General features: G+C 39.6%; 23 protein-coding genes. 15 read left to right on the forward strand and 8 right to left on the reverse strand.

All coding sequences use genetic code 11. The features are described from left to right. Positions 1–97 precede the first annotated feature (97 nt). The 5 genes from M2369_RS17115 (at position 98) to M2369_RS17135 (ending at position 5274) form a co-directional block, all read left to right on the forward strand. Positions 98–340, forward strand: a complete 243-nt coding sequence (locus M2369_RS17115) for a transcriptional regulator SplA domain-containing protein (RefSeq protein WP_034646394.1) — start codon at positions 98–100, stop codon at positions 338–340. 80 nt (positions 341–420) lie between these two features. Beyond that, positions 421–1449 carry a spore photoproduct lyase gene (gene splB, locus M2369_RS17120; protein ID WP_007498710.1) on the forward strand — a complete coding sequence of 343 codons (1029 nt, stop codon included), beginning with the start codon at positions 421–423 and terminating at the stop codon, positions 1447–1449. A gap of 115 nt (positions 1450–1564) precedes the next feature. After that, on the forward strand, positions 1565–3526 hold the full coding sequence (locus M2369_RS19490) for a methyl-accepting chemotaxis protein (RefSeq protein ID WP_035392234.1): 1962 nt from the start codon (positions 1565–1567) through the stop codon (positions 3524–3526). Positions 3527–3602: 76 nt separating this feature from the next. Next, complete coding sequence (locus tag M2369_RS17130; RefSeq protein ID WP_065460261.1) at positions 3603–4388, forward strand: SDR family oxidoreductase; 786 nt, start codon at positions 3603–3605, stop codon at positions 4386–4388. Positions 4389–4401: 13 nt separating this feature from the next. Then, positions 4402–5274, forward strand: a complete 873-nt coding sequence (locus M2369_RS17135; protein WP_259255155.1) for an NAD(P)-dependent oxidoreductase — start codon at positions 4402–4404, stop codon at positions 5272–5274. A 115-nt stretch (positions 5275–5389) separates the two neighbouring features. Here M2369_RS17135 and M2369_RS17140 read toward each other — a convergent pair whose 3' ends face one another. Continuing rightward, positions 5390–6187, reverse strand: a complete 798-nt coding sequence (locus tag M2369_RS17140) for a CAP domain-containing protein (protein ID WP_007498701.1) — start codon at positions 6185–6187, stop codon at positions 5390–5392. 336 nt (positions 6188–6523) lie between these two features. Here M2369_RS17140 and M2369_RS17145 point away from each other — a divergent pair, with 336 nt between their 5' ends. Beyond that, positions 6524–8647: a peptidoglycan D,D-transpeptidase FtsI family protein gene (locus tag M2369_RS17145; RefSeq protein WP_259255158.1), complete on the forward strand. Its 2124-nt coding sequence runs from the start codon at positions 6524–6526 to the stop codon at positions 8645–8647. 156 nt (positions 8648–8803) lie between these two features. Beyond that, the gene (locus M2369_RS17150; protein WP_041507383.1) at positions 8804–10630 is read left to right on the forward strand and encodes a PAS domain-containing sensor histidine kinase; all 1827 of its coding nucleotides are present in this window, start codon (positions 8804–8806) and stop codon (positions 10628–10630) included. A gap of 25 nt (positions 10631–10655) precedes the next feature. Here M2369_RS17150 and M2369_RS17155 read toward each other — a convergent pair whose 3' ends face one another. Then, on the reverse strand, positions 10656–11828 hold the full coding sequence (locus tag M2369_RS17155; RefSeq protein WP_259255159.1) for an aminotransferase A: 1173 nt from the start codon (positions 11826–11828) through the stop codon (positions 10656–10658). A 294-nt stretch (positions 11829–12122) separates the two neighbouring features. Here M2369_RS17155 and M2369_RS17160 point away from each other — a divergent pair, with 294 nt between their 5' ends. Beyond that, the gene (locus M2369_RS17160; RefSeq protein WP_259255160.1) at positions 12123–13007 is read left to right on the forward strand and encodes a cation diffusion facilitator family transporter; all 885 of its coding nucleotides are present in this window, start codon (positions 12123–12125) and stop codon (positions 13005–13007) included. Between the two features lie 64 nt (positions 13008–13071). On the opposite strand, the gene M2369_RS17165 is transcribed toward M2369_RS17160, so the two are convergent. After that, positions 13072–13224, reverse strand: coding sequence for a hypothetical protein (locus M2369_RS17165; protein ID WP_017367142.1), 153 nt, complete (start codon positions 13222–13224; stop codon positions 13072–13074). A 300-nt stretch (positions 13225–13524) separates the two neighbouring features. Between M2369_RS17165 and M2369_RS17170 the strand changes: the two genes are divergently transcribed. The 3 genes from M2369_RS17170 to M2369_RS17180 all read left to right on the forward strand — a co-directional run bounded on the left by M2369_RS17170 (position 13525) and on the right by M2369_RS17180 (position 16481). Beyond that, positions 13525–14064, forward strand: a complete 540-nt coding sequence (locus M2369_RS17170) for an RDD family protein (protein ID WP_058337409.1) — start codon at positions 13525–13527, stop codon at positions 14062–14064. Between the two features lie 124 nt (positions 14065–14188). Then, the gene (locus tag M2369_RS17175; protein WP_259255162.1) at positions 14189–15499 is read left to right on the forward strand and encodes an MFS transporter; all 1311 of its coding nucleotides are present in this window, start codon (positions 14189–14191) and stop codon (positions 15497–15499) included. A 73-nt stretch (positions 15500–15572) separates the two neighbouring features. Continuing rightward, positions 15573–16481 carry a chemotaxis protein gene (locus M2369_RS17180; RefSeq protein WP_024719666.1) on the forward strand — a complete coding sequence of 303 codons (909 nt, stop codon included), beginning with the start codon at positions 15573–15575 and terminating at the stop codon, positions 16479–16481. 34 nt (positions 16482–16515) lie between these two features. On the opposite strand, the gene M2369_RS17185 is transcribed toward M2369_RS17180, so the two are convergent. Next, positions 16516–16977, reverse strand: a complete 462-nt coding sequence (locus M2369_RS17185; RefSeq protein WP_007498684.1) for a YkyB family protein — start codon at positions 16975–16977, stop codon at positions 16516–16518. Between the two features lie 314 nt (positions 16978–17291). Here M2369_RS17185 and M2369_RS17190 point away from each other — a divergent pair, with 314 nt between their 5' ends. Continuing rightward, a complete protein-coding gene (locus M2369_RS17190; protein ID WP_259255191.1) occupies positions 17292–17723 on the forward strand; it encodes a hypothetical protein in 432 nt (143 codons plus the stop codon). A 165-nt stretch (positions 17724–17888) separates the two neighbouring features. Here M2369_RS17190 and M2369_RS17195 read toward each other — a convergent pair whose 3' ends face one another. Then, a complete protein-coding gene (locus tag M2369_RS17195) occupies positions 17889–18104 on the reverse strand; it encodes a hypothetical protein (protein WP_058337408.1) in 216 nt (71 codons plus the stop codon). Between the two features lie 165 nt (positions 18105–18269). Between M2369_RS17195 and M2369_RS17200 the strand changes: the two genes are divergently transcribed. Next, positions 18270–18446, forward strand: coding sequence for a hypothetical protein (locus M2369_RS17200; RefSeq protein ID WP_173407972.1), 177 nt, complete (start codon positions 18270–18272; stop codon positions 18444–18446). 64 nt (positions 18447–18510) lie between these two features. Here the strand turns inward: M2369_RS17200 and M2369_RS17205 are convergent, their stop codons facing one another. The 3 genes from M2369_RS17205 to M2369_RS17215 form a co-directional block, all read right to left on the reverse strand. Further along, the gene (locus M2369_RS17205; protein ID WP_259255208.1) at positions 18511–19788 is read right to left on the reverse strand and encodes an MFS transporter; all 1278 of its coding nucleotides are present in this window, start codon (positions 19786–19788) and stop codon (positions 18511–18513) included. A gap of 73 nt (positions 19789–19861) precedes the next feature. Further along, positions 19862–20359: a L,D-transpeptidase family protein gene (locus tag M2369_RS17210; RefSeq protein ID WP_259255212.1), complete on the reverse strand. Its 498-nt coding sequence runs from the start codon at positions 20357–20359 to the stop codon at positions 19862–19864. A 156-nt stretch (positions 20360–20515) separates the two neighbouring features. Then, positions 20516–21373, reverse strand: a complete 858-nt coding sequence (locus M2369_RS17215; protein WP_144678868.1) for a metallophosphoesterase — start codon at positions 21371–21373, stop codon at positions 20516–20518. Positions 21374–21512: 139 nt separating this feature from the next. On the opposite strand from M2369_RS17215, the gene fadH reads away from it, so the two are divergent. Both fadH and M2369_RS17225 read left to right on the forward strand, forming a co-directional pair. Further along, positions 21513–22277 carry a 2,4-dienoyl-CoA reductase gene (fadH, locus tag M2369_RS17220; protein WP_144678867.1) on the forward strand — a complete coding sequence of 255 codons (765 nt, stop codon included), beginning with the start codon at positions 21513–21515 and terminating at the stop codon, positions 22275–22277. A gap of 64 nt (positions 22278–22341) precedes the next feature. Beyond that, the gene (locus tag M2369_RS17225; protein WP_024719569.1) at positions 22342–23562 is read left to right on the forward strand and encodes an EAL domain-containing protein; all 1221 of its coding nucleotides are present in this window, start codon (positions 22342–22344) and stop codon (positions 23560–23562) included. The last annotated feature ends 144 nt before the right edge of the window (positions 23563–23706 follow it).

The following is a 23706-nucleotide window of genomic DNA, read 5'->3' on the forward strand; positions in this document are numbered from 1 at the left end:
TGATGTAAACCAGACAGGTCAAACTGTCTGGTTTTTTTGTCGAATTTTATCATAATCAGTCATATCGCATGAAGAGAAGGGCATCCTAAAATAAAAAATGGAGGTGACCAGTTTGTCTTTCTCTAACTATAAGCCAGGTGATCAAGTATATGTGATTTATCGAAATCCACATGCAGCCAATGTCGCACAAATTAAAGAAGCGGAAATCGTTTCACATCCTTACAATGAGCAAGAGCTTGCGCTATTTCTACTTGAAACATATCACCCATTAGCCCCTGATGATGCCGTATTTCCAACATACGAAGAAGCAGAAGCCCTTTATCAAGATCTGTTTGAATAAGGGAGATTTTAGAAAGGATAGAAGCCATCCTGAGAGGTTAAAGTAACGGTATGAACCTATAAGGTAAGGATGTGCTAAATATGATCAAACCGTTCGTTCCTCAGCTTGTGTATATTGAACCTCGGGCGCTAGAGTACCCATTAGGACAAGAGCTGAAAGAAAAGTTTGAAGGTATGGGAATTGAAATTAGAGAAACAACCTCACACAACCAAGTGAGAAATATTCCGGGGAAAAATGATTTGCAAAAGTACCGTAATGCAAAGTCGACGCTCGTTATCGGCGTGAGAAAAACCTTAAAATTTGATACATCTAAACCATCTGCAGAGTATGCCATTCCGTTTGCGACAGGATGCATGGGGCATTGCCATTATTGCTACCTGCAAACGACGATGGGGAGTAAGCCGTATATTCGTACGTACGTCAATGTAGAAGAGATCTTAGATCAGGCTGAACAGTACATGAACGAGCGTGCACCTGATATCACGCGATTTGAAGCTTCATGTACATCCGATATCGTAGGAATTGACCATTTGACTCACACACTCAAACGAGCGATTGAATACTTTGGTCAAACCGATCTTGGCAAACTGCGCTTTGTTACGAAATTTCATCATGTAGACCATTTGTTAGATGCAAAACACAATGGGCGAACAAGATTCCGCTTTAGTATCAATGCCGATTATGTCATTAAATATTTCGAACCTGGAACATCACCACTCGATCAGCGGATTGAAGCGGCTGTAAAGGTAGCAAAAGCAGGCTATCCACTTGGCTTTATTATTGCCCCTATTTACATTCATGAAGGGTGGCAAGAGGGCTATAAAGTCCTATTTGAAAAACTCGATGCAGCTCTCCCTGAAGAAGTGAGACAAGATATCACCTTTGAAATGATTCAGCACCGTTTTACAAAACCGGCGAAGCGTGTCATCCAAAAAAACTATCCGAAAACAAAACTAGAACTAGATGAAGAAAAGAGAAGATATAAGTGGGGTAGATATGGAATTGGAAAATATATCTATCAAAAAGATGAAGAACAAGAACTTAGACAGACATTAGAATCATATATCGAACAGTACTTTCCGTCTGCAAAAATTGAATATTTTACTTAAAACAAGTCATTATGGCTTGTTTTTTCTATTTAAATTTTCTTACAACTATTGAATGCGGTACCAATTTTGCCGATATACACATTAAGATGCGAAAGTAGGATGTAGGGGTGATGAGATGTTTAAGAAACTTCAAGTGAGAATAGCTGTTTTCATCTCAGTTATTTTAATTTTAACCGTTGTCGCAGTTCAAGTGGGTTCCAATTTAGTATTAAGACCATTGATTGAACGAGATGCGAAAACAACGACAGCAGCAACGGCAGAAAGCATGAGAGACATCATAGCACTAAAGCTTGAGAATTACGGTGATACGATTAACAAATTGGCAACAAGTACACTTACTGAAGATTTTGCACAGAAACAAACAAAGCAGACATTGGCATTTGAAAACGATGAATTAAAAGGATTGCAGGAGCAGGATGAACTCATCTCGCTTGCCTATATAGGAACAAGTGATGGTAAAATGTTCGCTTTCCCGGAGTCCGATTTTGGTGAAGGGTATGATCCGTCTAAACGAGACTGGTATATTCAAGCAGCTGAAAAGCCTGACGAAGTCCTATGGACAGATCCGTACATTGATAAAGCAACAAATGAAATGGTCGTTTCAGCCACGAAGGCGATCGTACGAAACGGGAAAGTAGTCGGTGTCGCTGGACTTGACTTGAAACTGGCTTCCATTCAGTCTTATATAAAAGAACAAAAGATTCCTTATATGGGAACGGCTTTCTTAGTTGACGGCACAGGGACCATTTTGGCACATCCAACAGAGCAAGGAAAAAATATCTCAAAAGTCGCTTCTGTGAAAAAAGCGATCGACAACTCGGGTATTGATGATGACAAACAGCTGACCGTCATCTCAAAAATTAAAGAGGCAAACTGGACGATCGGTGTGAGCTTCGAGAAAAAGAAACTTCTTTGGATCACTGAACAAATGAATCAGACAAGTATCATTATTTCTGTCATTGCCATTATACTTGCCATGATTCTAAGCTACTTATTGGCTAGAAGCATTACAACACCAATTAAACGCCTCATCGAGCATGTTCGTAAAGTGTCTGAAGGCGATTTAACCAGCTCGCTTGAGTCGAAGTCTCAGGATGAGATAGGTTTCCTGACGAAAAGCTTTAATCAAATGACTGAAGGCATCAGGGATTTAATTGAAAAAGTGAAAGAGTCTTCAGATCAGGTTGTGAAATCAACGGATGAAGTGACACAAATTTCAAACGAGACCTTGCTGTCTAGTGAACAGATTGCAACGGCTATTCAAGAGGTCGCTGTAGGAGCGACGAAACAAGCATCAGAAGCGGAAACCATTAATGAAAAATCAGAGCATTTGTATGAAAAAGTTCGTCATATGGGTGAGCTTGCCACGCAAATGCAAACCAACTCAAAATCATCGGAAGATGCAAGCTATAGAGGACTTGATGCTCTTGGTCTGCTCGTCCAAAAATCAACACAAGCGAATGAAGAATCGAAGAAGGTAGAGCAAATGCTGCTTGACCTTGAGCATAAAACGAAAAATATTGAAAACGTCGTAACAGCGATCTCTGAAATCTCAGATCAAACGAATTTACTCGCACTGAATGCAAGTATTGAAGCAGCGAGAGCAGGAGAAAGTGGAAGAGGATTTGCTGTTGTTGCAGAAGAAGTCAGAAAGCTGGCTGAACAATCTGCAGAATCAACGAAACATATTAGTGAAACCGTAAAACTCATTCAAGATGAATCGAAAAAGGCAGCTGAAGCGATGACAGCAGCAAGCAAAATGAATGAAGAACAAGGTGATGCCATCAATTCAACAGGAGAGGCACTCAGCAGTATCACAATGGAAATGCAGGCACTTGTCGGCTCCATTGACAGCATTCATACACAAATCAATGAAATGACTGAAGAACAACAGAAAATGAATGATTCCATTCAAAGTATAGCGGCCATTTCACAAGAATCCGCCGCTTCAGCTGAGGAAGTACATGCTTCCACAGACGAACAAGTACAAGCTTTAGAAAGAACGAAAACTTCAACAGAAATGTTGAACGAATCAAGTCAGGCACTGCGTCAGGCAGTCAATCGGTTTAAACTATAATCTTGCAGAAAAGAACCTTGCCATGTGAGCAAGGTTCTTTTTGTATGATAAAATATGAACAGAGGAGGGTGCCAACATGCATGTTAATCTATCTGGAAAAAAAGCATTGGTCGCTGCAAGCAGTCAAGGTATCGGTAAAGCCATTGCCTTTCATCTTGCAAAAGAGGGAGCAGATGTGATGCTCTCGGGAAGACATGAGCACACGCTGCAAGAAGCGGTCAAAGAATTATCCCCGCTTGTAAAAGGGAAGCTGACGTATCAAGTATGTGATGTATCTGATGCCGAGCAAATTAAAGCGCTTGTCGTCGCAGCAGCAGGTGATGAAAAACGTCTTGATATACTAGTGAACAATACAGGCGGTCCTCAAACAGGAACACTTGAAACCTTAACGGATGAAGATTGGATGGAATCATTTCAGCTTCATTTACTCAGCTATATTCGGTTATTAAAAGAAGCCTTGCCGTATTTAAAAAAACAAGGTGCACGAGTGTTAAATATTGCATCTATGTCGGTCAAAGAACCGATCCCAGGCTTGATGCTGTCGAATACATTTAGACCGGCCATTACCGGCTGGACAAAAACAGCTGCCCAGGAGCTTGCCAAAGATGGCATTTTGATCAATACCTTAGCCCCGGGGAAAATTGAAACAGAGCGTGTGAAACAGTTGGACAAACACCGTGCACATGAGGAGCAACAATCGGTTGAAGAGATCAAAGCACAAGCTGAACGTATGATTCCGCTGGGCCGTTACGGACAGCCAGAGGAATTTGCAGCATATGCAGCTTTTCTTTTATCTGAAGCCAATACATATATGACAGGTCAAACCCTCATCATTGATGGTGGATTGACAAAGTCTCTATAAGGAGGAGTTCTTGATGGCACAAATCAAAACAGTTGGTTTTATTGGAATCGGTGTAATGGGACGTAGTATGGCAGGGCATTTAATGGATGCTGGCTACGAAGTTCTCGTTTATACAAGAACAAAAGCAAAGGCAGACACATTGGTTCAAAAAGGTGCTCTTTGGAAATCGACCGTAAAGGAGATCGCAAAGGAGGCAGATGCCGTCATCACAATGGTCGGGTATCCATCAGATGTAGAAGAAGTCTATTTAGGAGAAGATGGACTCGTGACACATGCTGCGCCTGGTACATACCTCATTGATATGACCACATCGAAACCTCAGCTGGCAAAAGAAATTGAAGCGAAAGCGAAGGAAAAAGGACTATTTGCATTAGATGCGCCGGTCTCTGGCGGAGACGTTGGAGCCCAAAACGGCACGCTTGCAATTATGATTGGCGGAGAAAAAGCAGCCTATGAAGCATGCCTGCCGCTATTTCAGCAAATGGGCGAAAACATTCAATATCAAGGACCTGCAGGAAGTGGTCAGCATACAAAAATGTGTAACCAAATTGCTATCGCAGCAGGGATGGTAGGTGTCGCTGAGGCAATGGCCTATGCGGAAAAATCAGGACTTGATCCAGAGCAGGTACTTAAAAGCATCACAACAGGAGCAGCCGGCAGCTGGTCTTTGTCAAACCTTGCACCAAGAATGCTGAAAGGTGATTTCGAGCCAGGATTTTATGTGAAGCATTTTATTAAGGATATGGGCATTGCACTTGAAGAAGCAGAGCTGATGAGAGAAGAGATGCCAGGCCTGTCACTAGCGAAGTCATTATATGAAAAGCTCAGCGAACAGGGCGAAGAAAACAGCGGAACACAAAGCATCTATAAATTATGGGTGAAATAAAAAAAACTGCTCCGCCTAGGTGGAACAGTTTGTAGCGTGTAAACAAGCCCTCACATTGCTGAAAAAAGAAGACAAACTAAAAACCTGTCCCAAATAGAGACAGGTTTTTTTGATCTTATTTTCCGATGAATTGCTGCGTCCAGTAGTTACCAGATTTCACATAACCTACACCAATATGTGTATAGTTTTTGTTTAAAATGTTCGCTCTGTGACCTTCACTGTTCATCCAAGCTGTTACTACTTCTTGAGGTGATCTTTGACCTTGCGCAATGTTTTCACCTGCTGTTTTGTACGTGATACCAAATTGCTTCATTTGATCAAATGGAGATCCGTAAGTTGGGCTTGTATGAGAGAAATAGTTTTTATCTTTCATATCTTGTGATTTAGCGCGAGCAGATTTGCTTAATTTAGAATCAACAGAAAGAGCTTTTAAGCCTTGTTTTGCACGCTCTTTATTTGTCAGCTCAACCACTTCTTGTTCAAATGCATTTAAGCTGCTGTCTGCTTTTGTTGCAGTTGTGTCTTTTTGATCAGATTTTGAGCTGTTGTTCGTTGTGTTTTCTTTTGCTGGTGTGCTTGGTTTAGAAGCAGCTGGTTTTTTCACTGATTCTTGTTTTTGCTCATTTTTTGCTTTGTTTACTTCTTTCACCACTTTTGTTCCAGTAACAGGTTGACCACTTTTGATCAGCTTGTTTAATAGAGCTTCGATCTCTTTTTGATTTGAAGTGCTTAGCTTGTTTACATCTGAAGAGATATGTAATTTTGCAGCTAATGTATGAAGATCAATGGCTTGATGCTGTACGTTTATGACTTGTTTCAGGTTAAGCTCTTTCGCATCAGCTGAATGCCCTCCAGTGAACGTGATCAATGCAGCAGCTGTCAGCGCTGAAAAAATGAATGATTTCTTTTTCATTTTGTAACTCCTCCTAAAATCTTTGTTTTGTTTTCTCACAGAAAATCATAACATGGACTTTTTGTTATAAACGTACCAGCATCCTCCATTGACAACGCCCATTTGTCATTTTTGTTAAAGTCATAGAAAGAATCTCCTCATATCAATGAATGGAGAATCTTTCTATTTAAAGAAAACGACATAAACATACCAATATTTTAAAGTGTTAGTATATTTTTTTGCAGAATAGGGATTGACAGCTTTTTTTCACTTGTTTCGCTGTAACAACTATTACAAAAGTGTTACAATAATGAGTGGTAATTGTAAAAGATTGAAAGGATGAGAGGAGCTACATAAGTGGGAGAGAAACAGCATCAAGGTGCTGCCGAGCAGAAAAAAATGAAGCGCCGGAACGCCTGGAGAATTAATCTCTTTTTCTTCGCTGTATTTAGTTTATTTGCTGGACTTGTCATCAAGCTCGGTGTGCTGCAAATCGTCAATGGTGAGGATTATAAAAAGCAAGCCAACCGAACTGAGGTCAAAACAGCATCATACCCGTCTCCAAGAGGAAAAATGTATGACGCGAGAGGAAGAGTCGTTGTTGATAACGAAAGTGTACCTGCCATCGTTTATACATCAGAAAGCGGTGTGAAAGCGGAGGATAAGATTAAAGTAGCAAGAAAACTTGCGACTTATATAAAAATGGATACAGATTTTTTGAGAGAGCGTGACATTCGAGATTTTTGGCTGGCAAGCCATCCGAAAGAAGCGGATAAGCTCATTTCAAAAGCAGAGCAAAAGAATCTTAAAGCAAAAGATGTCTATCCTCTTCAAGTAGAGCGTGTGCCTAAGAAAGAAATCAAGGCGATCGAAAAAGATGCAGAGGAAAAAGCAGTTGCAGCGATCTATCGCAGGTTTACAGGCGGATATGCCTTTGAACCTCAAATCGTGAAAGCAATGGACCCGAACGAAGAGAAAAAAGGGGACGAAAAAGTTGCGTTGCTTGATGAAACAAAAGAATCAAAACAGACATCATCCGTAAGTTTGACATACGAAGAGATCTCACTAGTATCAGAGCATCTTGATGAACTGCCTGGTGTAAATGTCATCAATGACTGGACAAGGAAATATCCGTATGAAAAAACCCTCTATAATGTCCTTGGCGGTGTCACCACCCCAGAGCAAGGCATTATAAAAGAGCGTGAAGATTACTATATGGCAAGAGGTTACTCGAGAAATGACCGAGTAGGAAAAAGTTATTTAGAATATCAATATGAAGATTTTCTCAATCCAGAAAAAGCAACTGTTCAATATACACAGGTCGGCGGCAAACTGCTTGATGAAATCAAGCGGACAGAAGGACGAAGAGGACTTGACCTTGCACTCACATTTGATATGGAGCTGCAAAAGGAAGTCGACAAAATCGTTGAGTCAGAGCTAAGATCTGCTAGTGCAAGAAACTATATGATGGACCGTGCCTTTGTTGTGATGATGGACCCTAACACAGGTGATGTTCTCGCAATGTCAGGTAAGAAAATGGACGGAAGAGACGTCACAGATTATGCGATCGGAACATTTACGACTCAGTATGAAATGGGCTCTGTTGTCAAAGGAGCTACTGTCCTCTCTGGTTATCAAGATGGCATGTCACACAACCAATCCTATACGGATACACCGCTGTATTTTGCGGGAAGTGGAAAACCGAAGAGGTCTTACAAAGATCTTGGGTGGGTTAATGACCTTCAGGCACTCCAAAAGAGTTCCAACGTTTATATGTTCCAAGTAGCGATGAGAATGGCAGGGATCACCTATCAAAAGGATGGCCCGTTACCAGCAAGACCTGAACACTTACAAAAAATGAGAAACTACTATGCTCAATTCGGTCTTGGCGTAAAAACAGGCATCGATTTGCCGCAGGAATCAAGCGGAATGCAGACGCATCCTAAGACAGTCGGCGGACTCTTACTTGATGAAGCGATTGGCCAGTATGACACGTATACACCACTTCAAGTTGCACAATACATGTCGACCATCGCAAATGGAGGTAACCGTATTCAGCCAAGAGTGGTGAAAAGTGTTCACTTCCCAACAAATAAGGAAGAAGTAGGTCCTGTTGTGAAGAAATATGAGCCGAAGGTGCTGAACACCATTAACAACTCGAAAGCAGATATCGACCGCGTCAAAATGGGACTAAAAATGGTCACATCAACAGGCGGGACTGCAGCTGGCCGGTTCGGTCAGCATGATGTCGCAGGGAAAACGGGTACAGCCCAAACCTTCTACTATGGTGCCAACCGGAGCTGGTGGGGGAATGCCACGTACAATTTAACCTTTGGAGGATATTATCCTTCTTCCAATCCGAAAGTGGCATTTAGTGTCGTCACACCGTATGTATCAGATAAAGATCCTGTCATTAAAACCATTCCAAGTAAAATTGTTGATAAGTACGTTGAATTACAAAAGAAATATGAAAAGCAATAAACAGCAGGGAGCACAGCAAGAGAAAGTGCTCCCTTTTTGCTGAAAATATGGACGTTTCACAAGAGATTGGGAGGAAAATACGGTTTTTCTAGCGAATCCTTTTTATACATCAAACTAAGGACAACCCTAAAAAAATTAAAGGAGGGTCGGACGACGATGGAACAAAAAATGAAAGATTCGAATCAGCTGTACTCGAATATTGATTTACATGCCGTTCTTTCTTCTAATGGCCGCTTTCTCTACATTTCTTCCAATTGTAAGCAGCTTTTGCTCTATGAACAAAAGGATTTACTAGGGTGTTTTTTGAAAGACTTTGTTCATACCGAAGATCAATTTCTCGTCGAAAGTTATTTCTATAATCAGCACATGCTAGAGATTTGCCACTTTAGACTGCTTAGAAGTGATCTTACAGCTGTATGGGTAGAAGCAAGCATTGATTTTGTTGCTTGTGATGGGTTAGACAACGATTTAAGTAGAGAAATGATCCTGAAAATGAGGGTAATGAATACAGAGCCTCAAAAAGCAGCATTTCAACCAACAGAAGTGTCAGAACAGTCGTTAGGCAGTCTACCGGCTTTCCAAGATGTCAGTGAAGCTGAAAATCTGATTGCCATGCTGCCAAATCCGTTATGTATTACGGCGCTTGGGAAAATTGTGTATGCCAACGATGCGATGCTGCAATTAATGGGTGTATGTACAAAAGATGAAATGATCGGCAAGTCTGCGTTTGATTTTATTGCCGAGGAGTACCATGACATTGTGAGAAGCCGAATCAAAAGACTGCAGCAAGGCCTTCCAGTCGGAATGATTGAACAAATATGGAAAAGGAAAGACGGGAGCATGATTCATATTGAAGTGAAGTCATCTCCGGCAATTTATCAAAATCAACGGGCAGAACTTTTACTATTAGTGGACATCTCTTCCCGTAAAAAATTTCAAACCGTTCTTCAAAAAAGTAGAGAGCGGTATCAGCTGCTTATCCAAAATTCTATTGATACCATTGCCGTCATCCACGATCATAAATGGGTATTTATGAATGAATCAGGTATTAAATTATTTGAAGCCGAACATTACGATAAATTAATCGGAAAAGATATCTTTCATCAAATCCATTCATGTGATCAACAAAAAGTCAAAAAGAGCTTATCACGTATAATCGAAAGAGCATCAGATTCTGAGATTGTGACGATGAGCTGCCATACGTTTAAACACCGGTTGATTTATACAGAAATGGTTTGTATCCCTACCACATTTTTTGGTGAAACAGCCGTTCAAATTATTTTAAGAGATATATCTGAACGAAAACAGACAGAAGAACTCATGCTGCGCTCTGAAAAATTATCAATCGCAGGTCAATTGGCAGCAGGTATTGCACACGAAATAAGGAATCCACTGACGGCGATTAAGGGCTTTTTACAGCTCATTAAACCAAAAACAAAAGACCGTGATCAATATTTTGAAATTGTCTTCTCTGAGCTGAGCCGGATTGAAATCATCTTAAGTGAGCTACTAATGCTTGCGAAGCCGCAGCAAACAGCATCCATGCAGACGCTTGATTTGAAAAAAATCATTAGCGAAGTCACCGCTCTGTTAGAGACACAGGCCAACTTAAATGGAATTTTGATGAACACAAGTGATATCGAGGAGGATCTTCTGATGAATGGGGATCAAAACCAGCTGAAGCAGGTGTTTATCAATTTAATCAAAAATGCCGTCGAATCCATGCCGGACGGAGGGAAGGTAGACATTACCGCCAAAGCCGAAAAAGAAGGGATACTTGTCACGATTAGAGATGAAGGAATTGGTATTCCTGAATCGGTCATGAAGCGGATCGGTGAACCTTTTTTAACAACAAAAGAAAAGGGAACAGGACTTGGGCTCATGGTGACATTTAATATTTTAGAAAATCACAACGGAACCATCCGGGTAGATAGCGACCCAGAGAAAGGGACTGTGTTTCACATCATGTTTCCCGCAAAATAAAAACAACGGCAAGAGAGCCGTTGTTTCATCCGTCTGTTGATTGTATGGAACGCTTTTCAAGAACAAATTGTTCGAGACGGTCAAGTCCTTCTTTTAACGTTTCAAGTGAATATGCATAGGAAAGGCGCACATATCCTTCTCCGAGTGAAGAGAAAGCAGAACCAGGTACGACCGCAAGTCTTGTACTTTCTAACAACTCCATGCAAAAATCAAATGAACTCATCCCAAACGATTCAATGGAAGGGAAAATATAAAAAGCGCCGGAAGGCTTAATGACCGGAAGCCCCATAGAAATGAGTCGATCATATACATAGTCGAGTCTTTTCTTATATTGCTCTCTCATGATCAGTGCATCATCCACACCATTTGTCACTGCTTCAAGTGCCGCCTTTTGTGAGATAGCCGAGGCACAAGACACGTTATATTGATGTACTTTTAATACATGTTTAGCAATAGGAGCGGAAGCTAATAAAAAGCCGATTCTCCATCCGGTCATGCTATGAGATTTTGACAGTCCATTGATGACAATCGTCTGTTCCTTTAAGAAAGAAGCAATGGAATGATGTGGACGATCAAATGTCAGCTCACTATAAATTTCATCAGATAGAATAAAAATATCCTTTCCTTCAAGAAGCTGTGCAATTTCTTTCAATTCTTCTTCTAATAGCGTGACCCCAGTTGGATTTGAAGGGTATGGAAGGACAACACACTTTGTCTTTTCCGTTAATGCATCTTCAATCAGCTTGGCGTTTAATTTAAAACCGGCATTTGTTGTGTCGATATGCACGGGCACCGCACCGCACATCCGAATGATCGGTTCATAGCCAGGGTACACAGGGCCGGGCAGGATGACCTCATCGCCTTCAGTCAAAATGGTTCGAAACGCAGCATCAATTGCTTGACTCGCACCTGTTGTCACAATGATTTCTGTCTCTGCATCATAATCAAGATGGACTTTCTTTTTGATGTATTGCTGGATCGCTTGTCTTAGCTCTAAAAATCCAGCATTATGAGTATACGAGGTGAAATTCTCGTCAATGGCTGTTTTGGCAGCTGTTTTGACATGATGCGGCGTATAAAAATCGGGCTGACCTATGGTCAATGAAACGACATCCTCATATGAAGATACGAGATTTGAAAATGTTCGAATGCCTGAAATTTCAATATCCTTAACTCTTGGATTCAGCAAATGCTCCATTTCTCATCACCTTAAAAATTTATGTTTTTATCCTATTTTACCATTCACTGCATAAATGTCACCTGCGGAAAGGCTTCGGATATCGTTATATGTAGTCTATTCTCCTATCCATCACAGCATGAGTGATATATGAAGAAAGAGCAACATTTATTATAGCGTAACCTGCTCGGAAAATACAGCTCTGCTTAAGATGATTAGAATAAGGCAAAACGGTATAAACTGAAAGAACGAGAGAATCAAGTCATGGGAATTGCTTTCACAGGCATACGATCTCCTGAAGGAGGACGATAATAGATGGATCAATCAGCAAAGACATCGAAAATAGCCTTTTTATCCGTCATGAGTAATACGTTTGTTGTGGTCCTTAAAATCATTGTAGGGGTGTTAACTGGATCTGTTGCGGTTTTATCAGAAGCCATTCACTCTTTTCTCGATTTAATGGCCTCTTTTATTGCATTTATCTCTGTTCGTATTTCAAGAAAGCCGGCAGATTCAAAACATCCTTATGGACATGGGAAAGTTGAAAATATTTCTGGAACGATTGAAACTTTGTTGATTTTTGTTGCTGGGATTTGGATCATTTATGAATGTGTTCATAAATTAATGCATCCAGAGCCTGTTAAACTGCCGGTACTTGGTATTGTGGTCATGCTGATCGGGGCACTTATCAATTTTGTTGTGTCGAGAGTTGTGAACAAAGAGGCAGAGCGAGTACATTCTGTTGCCATGAAATCGAATGCACTGCATCTTTTAACAGATGTGTTTACGTCACTAGGGGTCGCCATTAGTTTATTGCTTGTTGCATTAACGGACTGGTATTTCCTCGATCCGATTATTGGAATGATGCTAGCGCTCTATATTATGCGTGAAGCGTTTAAACTCATGAAGGAAGCCTTCCCGCCGCTTGTCGACGCCCGGTTAACTCCGGAAGAAGAACAAGCGATAGAGGGCATCATTCAAACATTCAGTCAAGAATTCATTGAATATCATGACTTTCGAACAAGACGATCCGGTGCTGAAGAATATATTGATTTTCATTTGATTGTTCATGGAAAAACAACCATTGAAGATGTCCACCAATTATGTGATCGAATTGAAGAGAACATTCAGCAGGCGTTTCCGCATGCACAAATCTTTATTCATGTAGAACCTGAAAGTGAAAGAAGCACACAAACGTAAAAAGGCGATACCACCTCTTTGAAGGTTGTATCGCCTTTTTTTACGCTTCATCTATGAAATGAAATCAATATCCATAAGCAGTATCGTAATCTTCATACCAAGAGATATAAGCAGCATCTTCATTAGATAAACCATGTTTCATATCTAAAAAATCAGCTTCGCAAATATCTTCAATCACAGTCATTTCGTTGTTCTTTAATAGTACGACAGTTCCCATCATGAACACCTTTCTTTAAAAAATCCTTGAATATTGTATCATGTGAAATGTGATTGTCAACAGAAGAATCGAAATGAGACAAAAATATCACAAAATGTTAAAAAATCAGGCGTTGAAAGAACTAGATGTGCCATAATTTTCGTGAATTTTCAGTATTTATTCACATAAATCATCATTGCAAAATGATCTAAAATTCATGTAAAAATGAAAAGCTCCATTGATCTTGCGATATTCATAAGATATAATAACGAATGATTATAAGAAATTTATAGAAAACATACATAATAAAGGAGAAATAGGATGGAAACAAACATGTCAGAAGCACCTATTCAAGAAGAAAAACATCCTGAACTAGCTGGAGTAGGTTATCGTTTTCTTGCTCATCTTTTAGACGGTGTCATTATTAGTGTACCATTTTCATTCATTGTATTTATTCTCGCAACACTCTTTTTTGTCTCAAGCCCTGAGGCGGCATTTTTAATGTATGATGATAGCTATTACTATTCTTCTACGGTGATCACGGATGAAGAATGGGCAGTCATAATGGGCTTTATCTTTTTCTATGGCGCAACGATTTTAGTCGGTATCGCGGTGACTTGGCTGTATTATGCGATCATGGAATCATCAAAGCTGCAAGGAACTCTTGGTAAAATGGCTCTTGGAATCAAAGTGACAAAAGTAACGGGTGGAAAAATAACATTCGGGCGCGCGACAGGCCGCTTTTTTGCAAAAGGCTTTTTGTCTCCAATCTTATGTATTGGCTACATCATTGCGTTTTTCACAGAAAAAAAACAAGCACTTCACGATTTGATTGCAAGTACCATTGTCGTAAAGAAATAATGAAAAGAAGCACCTCTGCTAAATAGTTAGGGGTGCTTTTTGTATAGATTGCTTGTATGGAAGAGGGAAACGTCACATAAAGTAGAATGATAGTGAAAATAAAGCAGAGAAGGGAGTCAATCTATTGAAAAGAGGGAAAATGACCGTTCAAAAAGAAGGGGCAAGCTTCGGGCTCTTTTTCACCGCACCTGTTTTGGCCTGGGCATTGTATGATTTTGCAAATACGATATTTTCATCGAATATGATCACCATTTTCTTCCCATTTTACTTGCAGGAGACGATAGGTGACAGTGCGAGGATGGATCAAATCGCCAGTACATTTATTTCTTATGCGAACGCACTTGCAAGCTTTTTCCTCGTCATTTTTACGCCTTTATACGGTGTGCTGATTGATCGTACAGGGAAAAAGAAGCGGTATATCACGGTGTTTACCCTGATTTGTATTGCCTGTACCTTTATGATGGGGATCTTTGCTGGGATTGATTTCTCAAGCGAATGGTTTGGTCTTCCTGTCTCCTTATTGGTGGTGGTTACTTTGTTCGTCATCGCCAAATTTTTCTATCACTCTAGTCTTGTTTTTTATGACACCATTTTGCCCGATCTTGGGACAAAGGATGAAATCCCCCTCATTTCTGGATTCGGTATTGCTGTCGGCTATTTAGGTACACTTGTCGGCCTTTCTGTTTATTTACTTGTAGGAAATGACCAGTTTCATGAAGCATTTATTCCGACAGCCCTTTTATTCTTTCTCTTTTTTCTTCCCTTTCTTTTTATTATAAAGGACCCCCACCCTCTGCCGCAGCAAGAGAAAAAGGCGTCTTTTTTCAGCGGATATAAAGAGATTATTCGTACATTTAAAGAGATGAAGCAGTACAAACCGGCCTTTATTTTTATGATCGCTTTCTTTTTTATGAATGATGCGTTGCAGACAGCGATTGCGATGATGGCGGTTTATGCAAAAATTATCATTGGCTTTACGGCAGGTCAATTTATTTTGCTGTATCTTGTGTCCACGATTTCAAGTATCATTGGCTCGTTTCTATTCGGGTATGTCACAAAGGACATCGGGGCAAAGCGCTCGATTACAGTCGTGTATGTCATTTTAATTGTGGCGCTCATTCTAGCTGTGACAGCGACAACTGAATGGGTCTTCTGGGTAGCAGGCAGTCTATTCGGAATTTCACTTGGCGCAAGCTGGGGATCATCACGAATCCTCATTATTGAGCTGACGCCTAAAGAAAAACGAGGACAATTTTTTGGTCTCTTTGCGTTTTCGGGAAAAGTGTCTTCAATTGTCGGTCCCATCATTTATGGCTCCGTCACACTGCTATTTGCAACACATGGGAATCTCGCAAGCCGTCTTGCATTAGGATCTTTGCTCATCCTTGCAGCCATAGGGCTTGTGATTCATCAATTCGTACGAGAGAAAGCGTAAAGAAACGTCAACTTTTTACCCATGCTGCCGATATAAAAAGTACAATCTTATATTGAAGAATAGAGGGATTTCCGTGGCTTTAAACAAACAAGAAATTTTACTTGACTCTGGTACTAATGAATTGGAAATTGTGAAGTTTGAAATTGGTTCAAATCAATTCGGCATTAACGTCATGAAAGTAAGAGAAATTATTCAGCCAGTTGAGGTGACAGTTATACCGCACTCTCACCAAGATGTAGAAGGGATGATTAGTTTACGAGGCGAGATTTTACCAGTCATCAATCTATTTTCCTTTTTTAATGTCGAGTCAGATCAGTCAGAACAAGAGAAATACATTGTGACTGAATTCAACCAACGGAAATTTGTGTTCCATACAGGAACGGTATCACAAATTCACCGCGTCAGCTGGGAAGAGATTGAAAAACCAACTGCACTGAATCAAGGAATGGACCGTCATTTAACCGGGATCATCAAGCTTGACGAGAAAATGATTTTCCTTCCAGATTACGAAAAAATCATTTATGATATTGAATCCGCATCTGGCGTAGACACATATCATATGTTTGACGGTGAGAAAGACGAGAGAAGAACAGGGAAGAAGCTGTATGTTGTTGAAGATTCTCCGCTTCTCATGCGCTTATTAACAAACGAATTAACCGAGGCAGGCTATAAAAACATTGTAACCTTTGAAGATGGGAAACAAGCATATGACCATGTCATGGATCTTGTCAGTAAAGGCATTAGTGTGACAGAAGAAATTGATATGATTATTACAGATATAGAAATGCCAAAAATGGATGGACATCGATTAACAAAGCTGCTGAAGGACAATCCTTTAACACAGTCCATTCCAATTCTCATTTTCTCTTCATTAATTACGGACGATCTGCGTCATAAAGGGGAAACCATCGGTGCAGATGATCAAATTAGTAAACCAGAAATTCATCAGTTGATTGAAAAGGTAGATCATTTTATTATCTAAAGAAAAAACCACTCGCTTTGAGTGGTTTTTCTGTTTAAAAATAACTTTCCCCGAGCCGTTTGAAGACGGGTTTTGTATAATGTGATTTTTGTTTTGTGGCGGCAGGTTTTTCTTTTAAACCGACATACGTTTGAAGTATTTGTTTCGCTCGATTTAATGACATATTCGCTTTCGGATTGCGATATGATTGATTTAAATTTCCTAAGTGTGGCAAAAATTCGAAGTCTTCTTTAGTTGGTGGCAGATGAAAATAATAATCTCCGATTTCAATCAGCACGTCGGACTGTTGTTGACTATATCTGGGATTGTTAGAGAAATGTAGGCCCACTTTTCTTCCTTTACCTTCTTGCAATAGTTTTTGCAGCGCACGTTTTTTCAAAAGATAAAGAAACTTGGGATTTGGTGCGGTTTTAGCATGGCGGTTAACAGTATAAATGGCTTTTGCGATGTTTTCTGCTGTAGGTTCTATGTCTTTAGTATGAGCATAATCGTCCATTTTTTCTCTCCTTTGTCTTTCGTCTTCCTGTGCTTAGTATAAATTATACGATTTTATTAGTAAATTGCAAATAGAGTTATTGTTAAAAGTGATATATGTATTGGACTTGATCGGCATTTTTTTTTAATTGTGCACATGACTTGATGTTTATTATAGAAACAAAATGGATTAAATACGCAAAAAATTATTTATAATATGAAAATTGAAAAAATAATTTTGGAAACGTTTTCGTATATTGTGATTCAGAAGGAATTGTTGAGTAAAATGTAATAATATTGTATAATTTCTATATATTTTTAAAAAAGGGTGATTTTATGAAGTTAAGACTAGTAATTTCGTTTGTATTTTTATGTGTATCAATCTTTTTTTCTATCGATGCATCAGCTGCTACTAGCAATTGGCAAACCCCGTATTTTGCTAAATCTACATGTAAGGTAAGAGTATGGACAGATGCTACCAATTATTCTAAAAAAGCTAAAACTGTTGATTTTACAATTGAACAAAATGGTAAATGTGGTGAACTAAGATATGATGCTCATTTGTCTCCAATCGGACTCTATACATATACCGCAAAATTTGAAAGAGGGAGTTTTAAATATAAAACCCCGCTGAAAAAATTAAGTTTAAATCTACCAGAATACAAACATAGAGGATATGAAGCTGTTGTACATGTCGATTTATCTAGTAAGAATGGTAAAGATCTAGGGTATGTAAATTCTAAAACAATTAATATAAAAAAACGTTAGAAAATTCATAAACATGTCTAAAAGTTAATAGCAAATAGATATAACTTAATCCCCTTTTAATAGGGGATTTTTATTGTACAGATCAAAATTAAATAAGTTTTTGATGATTGCAGATCTACCATATGCAAGACAATCAAAGTCGAACATATGGCTTAAAAACATGGACTATTTCGTATGGCTAGAATAAGCACAGTAAAAACAGCCGTTAAAATCAGTTTCACTCGTCATTTTTTTGGCTTCATCCATGGCGCTTTCACTGTTCATGTGCAGACCAATCAACGTACGGCTTGCTGCATCACCTAAAAATGCGCAGTCTTCTGTATGTACAACATATTGTCCTTGTTCATTTTTTGAATGAATAAAATAATAGCTTTTTAGCATACCCCTCACCTCCAACCTGACTATATTACTATAAAACTTCCAATATTGTAAAGAATTTTTATTGACAATGTTGCATTTATACACATCCCTTTTATTTTATAAAAAGAAAAATTTGTTATAAAATAAGAAGAGTAAAGTCAATGAGAACAGAAAGGACGGTTTAGATTGAAAGATATTTTAACGCCTTTATTGGTCGCTTTTGTCGTTGGAGGCATTGTGTACGTGATAGATGATCAGCCGATTCATCCTTTTCTTCTTTTTCTCATCTTATTTATTAGCATTTATACAGTCGATAGAATCGTTCATTTTGCTTCAATTCATTTCGATGAGCAGAAAAAATAAGCGTCGTTTATGTTACTGCCATGAAAAAAGGACTTTCTATAGAAGAAAGTCCTTTTTGCTTCATCTATTGTACTCCCTGACCTTTTAATTCACGCTGTACATCTAAGTCAGCAGCTTCTCTGCTGAACTTTGGCAGTGTAATGAAGTAAAAAAGGAAGACGAGTAAAATAATAATACCCATTCCGTAATAAATGTAAGAAACATTGGTGATGAGCTTTGGAAATAACACGGCAATTAAACCTAGCGTCAATGATTGTGCAAACATGGTGAGCGGATCAACCCACCCTGATACGCGTCCCATCAGACGAGGGTGAACAATTCTTGGGAGCCAGCCTCCAATGACAATGTTGACTGGACCAATACATGTACCAATGACAAATGATGTGACATAAAATAACCATAATGTATGGGTAGAACCAAGGACAAAAATTAAAATACCTGCAACTAGAATTGGAATCGACATGAGATATTGCATCTTTACCTTTTTCGCAAGAATAGAGCCAAGTAAGCTTCCAACTAGAAGTCCGGCACCGATTGCGATCGTAAAAAAGGATGTATGCAGTTCAAAATGGTCCGGTGAAAGACCGTATTTCATTGTAAACATCGGAAGAACGGCAAATGCGCCATTCACAAGACCGAAAACAAAAAAGCCAAAAATTAAAGAAGCCAATAATTTATTTTTTAAAATATAGAGAATACCTTCTTTAAAATCTTTTAGAGATGTTTTAACGGTCATGCCTTTCCAGCCTGCTTGTCCATTTGGCTGACGTGCTTCAATTGGAATATTGCATGATCGAATGAGAATACCGGAAATAATAAAACTGACCAAATCAATGGTAATGGCACCGTGAAGTCCAATCGTTTTATACATAATGGCACCAATTCCAACACCAAATACCATAAACAAACTAAACAGCATCTGATTTAAACCTGCAGCTTTTGCATATTGATCTTTATTTAAAATGGCCTGAACGAGAGAGGCTTCAGCTGGATAGAAGAACTTCGTAATGGCACTTCGTATAAACAAGATCAAGAAAATAAGCGGCAGTGAATTAAAATAAATGACGATAAATAAAACGATCGTCAGCCCAGCTCGTATCCAATCACAATTCTCTGCGACTTTTTTACGATCAAAACGGTCTGCGACCACACCGACCATAAAAAAGACAAAGATCGTAGGCAGTGAATACATTAGCTCTGCTAAAGTGGCGTAAGCGGGCTGATGACTAAAATGATCGAGCAAATAAAAGGCAAACGCCATATTGCCTACTGTTGTCCCCATTTGCGAGGCAAGTGCTGCAAAAAAGAGACGAACAAAATTTCTGTTTTTAAAAATATCCATAAATACGCTCCTTAACCTGAAGATCCCACTTTCTATCATATAAAATTTTAACCATTCGTACAATTGATTTCTCCTACTGGCTAATGGTCACAGGTGTTCCATTTGGAACAATTGAAGCAAGTTCGATGACATTCTGATTATACATGCGAATGCACCCTCTAGACACAGCTTTACCAATTGAAGACGGGTTATTCGTTCCATGGATGCCGTAATGAACTTTTGAAAGGCTCAGCCAATAGGCGCCAAAGGGACCTCCTGGGTTTGGCTGTCTGTTGACAATATAATAAGAACCTGTCGGTGTCATGTTTAATATTCTGCCGGTTGCAATCGGGTATGAGCGCAAGAGCTGTGATCCAGAAAACAGCACGAGACGTTTCGCTGAAATTGACACAGATATGCGGTAAGGGATCGTGTTAGGATCCGGTAATCCAGGGATGATGATGACTTCATTTTGTTCTGGCTCGCGGGCTTGAAGTGACGGATTTGCAGCCTTTAAATCATCTGTCGTTGTTCGAAAATCAAGTGCTATAGAAGCAAGTGTTTCTCCACTTTTTACCATGTATCGCAGCACGAAAGCACACTCCTTTTACTCAAATAAAAGAAGCCATGATCCCCGCCTCACATATACTATATGGACGGAATCAGGCCCAGTAAGGTTTCTCCTAACATTTGTTATGAGAAGGATCTTTGTTTATACATATGCAGGAAAAGGTGATTTGGCTTCTCTTTACACGTGAGATGTTAAGGTGAAAAAAGTGATTTCAGGTTTGGCTAAAAACCGAAGCGGCAGTCTAGTTGTCCCAAGCCCGCGGTTGACATAGATACGGTGCTGATAGCTACCGTATAAGCCTTCGACATATATACGCCCAAAAGGTGCTGTGAGAATCGGTCCATAGAAAGGAAGCTGTATTTGACCGCCATGCGTATGCCCAGAAAGCTGCAAGTTAATAGGGGTTGTTTCAAGTTCTAGTGCGGCATCAGGCTCATGCACAAGCAATAACGTAAAGAGATCAGAAGAGACTTCTCGTTTGATGAAATGGTAATCAGGCATACTCATCATGAGATCATCGAGTGTAGCGATCTGTATGCGTCCGCCTTCTTTTTCTAAGTGAAACACTTCATTTTTACATAATGTAAAACCGCAAGCTTTCATCGTTTCTTCATATACATCAATGCCAAAGGGTCCGTAGTCATGATTTCCGCATATGGCAAACTTTCCAAACGGAGCATCAAGCTTAGACAAAGAGGCTTTGGCTTTTTCATGTTCTTCAATCGATGCTTCAAAATCAACAAGGTCACCTGTAAACACAATGAGATCTGGAGATGCAGCGTTGATCTTTTGGACAACAGTCTCTAAATCTTTTGCCGAAAATGTATCACTTAAATGAACGTCACTAAATTGCGCAATTTTAAATTGGTCAAAAGAAGCCGGTAGCTGAGCATCATGAATGGTGAGTGATACGGTGTCGATCATGCGCGGCTCAATGTACCGAGCATAGCCATAACCGGATGTGGTCGCCAAAAGTCCGAGAATACTCGCACCAGCTGCTCCTTTTAAAAACTGCCTACGGGAAAGTTGCTTCATATAAGACTCCTTTAAAAATAAAATTAAGTATAGCATGATTTTTGATGAATCTCCCATATGGTGTATGGAGGGGAAATCATGATATGATAGATGGATAATGAATGAATAGTCATTCAAAATGCACAAAGGGGGAGAACAAATGGCGAAGCAAACAGTGATTGTCACAGGAGGATCAAGCGGAATGGGAAAGGCGATGGCGACTCATTTGGCACTCGGGGGCTGGAATGTTGTGATTACTGGAAGAACAGAAGAGACCCTTGAAACAACGGCAAATGAAATCAAACAGCAAGGTGGTTCGATCGCTTATTTTCCAATGGACGTGCGACATCCAGAAGATGCTGATCAAATGGTGAAGTTTGCGGTAGATACATTTGGTGATGTGGATGCACTTATTAATAACGCGGCAGGCAACTTTTTAGTTCCAGCAGAAAAACTGTCTCCTAACGGTTGGAAAGCGGTCATTGATATTGTGCTAAATGGCACCTTTTTTTGCAGCCATGCAGTGGGCAACTATTGGATTCGTCAAAAGAAAAGCGGAAGTATGATCAACATGGTCGCCACATATGCATGGGGGGCTGGTGTTGGTGTAGCGCATTCAGCAGCCGCAAAAGCAGGCGTACTATCACTTACCCGAACGCTTGCAGTCGAATGGGGAAAGCAATATCGGATTCGCGTAAATGCCATTGCGCCGGGGCCCATTGAAAGAACAGGTGGTGCAGATAAACTGTGGGAATCAGAAGAGGCTGCCCAAAGAACATTAGATAGTGTTCCGCTCGGTAGACTTGGCACACCAGAAGAAATTGCAGAACTTGCGAGTTTCTTATTATCTGAGCATGCATCTTATATTAATGGAGATTGTATCACGATGGATGGGGGGCAATGGCTCAACCAATCACCATTTTGAATGACCGTGTAAGACCTGCTTTTGATATGGTATAATCACACAAAGAGAGAAGCAGGTGATGAAAATGGTCGATCCATTGGATATTTTAACGAATATTGAAGATGTTTTCCCGCACTATCAAGCGATCTTCAGTGCGGAGGAACAAAAAGTGATAGGCTATGAGATTCTTGGAAGAATGAAGCTTGAGTCGGGAACAGTTAGTCTAGGCTCCTTCTTTACGGATTCATCTATTCCTGACGAATATAAATTGGAAGTAGATCACAAAGTATTAAGTCAAGCGCTTGATCTCTTCACGACCGCAGATGAAGATTTGCTCATCTTTATTAATCATGATGCGAATGTCCTCATGCTTGATCATGGCGAAAGTTTTTTAGAACTTTTAAAAGAATATGAAGCAAGGGGTATTCAGCTTAACCGGTTTGTCATTGAAATTACTGAACATACGTTTAGCGGCGACATTGAACAGCTTTACCATACGTTAACGTATTATCGTACATATGGGATCAAAATCGCCGTATCTAATATAGGAAAAGAAAGCAGCAATCTTGACCGGATTGCTCTGCTTTCACCTGATCTATTAAAAATAGATCTTCAGGCTTTAAGAGCTTCGTCTCCATCTCCTTCCTATGAATATGTGTTATACAGCATTTCACTTCTTGCAAGAAAAATAGGAGCGGCTTTAATCTATGAAGACATTGAAGCGAATTTTCAGCTGCAATATGCATGGAGAAATGGCGGAAGATATTTTCAAGGCTTCTACCTTCACGAGCCTGCCGCACAATTAATTGACCGTAACAAACGAAAAGAGCAGCTTAAAGAAGAATTTCAACAATTCATTGCCCATGAGAAAAAGAAACTCCAAGCTGTCTATGAACATTCTGAAACCTTTTATAAGCGAATTCATCAAGCCGTCAGTACGTTAAAAAAATCATGCAGCACAAATGATGAACTTATACAAAAACTGGCACTTGAACTAACCGATTGCAGCTTTCGCATTTATATGTGTAATGAAGAAGGGTTTCAAATCACTGGAAATGTGTTTAAGAAAGAGAAAGAATGGCTGTTTCAGCCAGAGTATATAGAGAAAAACTGGAGCTGGCGCCCTTATTTTCTAGCAAATATTCTTCAAATGAGAATTAGCGGAAAAGGATTTTTCAGCGATATCTACAGTGATTTAGAAACCGGAGAACGAATACGTACGTTTTCTTATCCGTTAGAGGGAGACGTGTATTTGTTTGTAGATCTTCCGTATGCTTATCTATATGAGCAGGAAGGATTAATTTAAAAGCAGCCGTCAAGGCTGTTTTTTTTATTAGAAAAAAGATAGAAAAAATGGTTGACAATGAAACTGATAATCATTATCATTTAGTTATAGAGAGAAGCTACTCTCTGTTCCCCAACCCCTCTATCAGATCAAGATCCAAAAAAC

The organism is Bacillus sp. JUb11, assembly GCF_024807925.1.
In the GTDB taxonomy this organism is placed as follows: Bacteria; Bacillota; Bacilli; order Bacillales; family Bacillaceae; genus Bacillus; species Bacillus altitudinis.